This window comes from Halioglobus sp. HI00S01, from assembly GCF_001635445.1.
GTDB lineage: Bacteria > Pseudomonadota > Gammaproteobacteria > Pseudomonadales > Halieaceae > Halioglobus > Halioglobus japonicus.
This window is the reverse complement of record NZ_LWEE01000191.1, coordinates 1-308: the sequence shown is the minus strand read 5'-3', so window position 1 is coordinate 308 and position 308 is coordinate 1. Positions and strand designations below refer to the sequence as shown.

The 308-nt window shown below is 49.7% G+C and carries 1 protein-coding gene; it reads right to left on the bottom strand.

What is annotated here, in order from left to right; all coding sequences use genetic code 11:
- On the bottom strand, nucleotides 1-198 hold a 198-nt coding region (locus A3709_RS23390; protein WP_156507806.1), incomplete at its 3' end, for a hypothetical protein.
- Nucleotides 199-308 lie beyond the last annotated feature (110 nt).

Here is a 308-nt window from a genome sequence, read left to right as displayed (position 1 = left end):
CCCCTCGATATCGCCGAGCAACGCGTTTTCCACTGTACAGTTGCAAACATCTATCTCTTCCCTGAGATCGCCTGATGGCTGCTGGTAACTGAACGATGTCTCTACCCCAAACTGGGTCCACCCTTCAAGCGGCTCCACCTGCTTCACGAGCCCTGACAGCGATACGGTATTTTTCCCTACAGACTTAACAATACGCACGTTCATCTCCTCTGGTATGAGCCCACCATACCTTGCATGCCCAGTAATGCTCAGAGCCCGGAAACAGCTCAATATCATATCTATCAAATGAATTTGCACAGTTACGATCT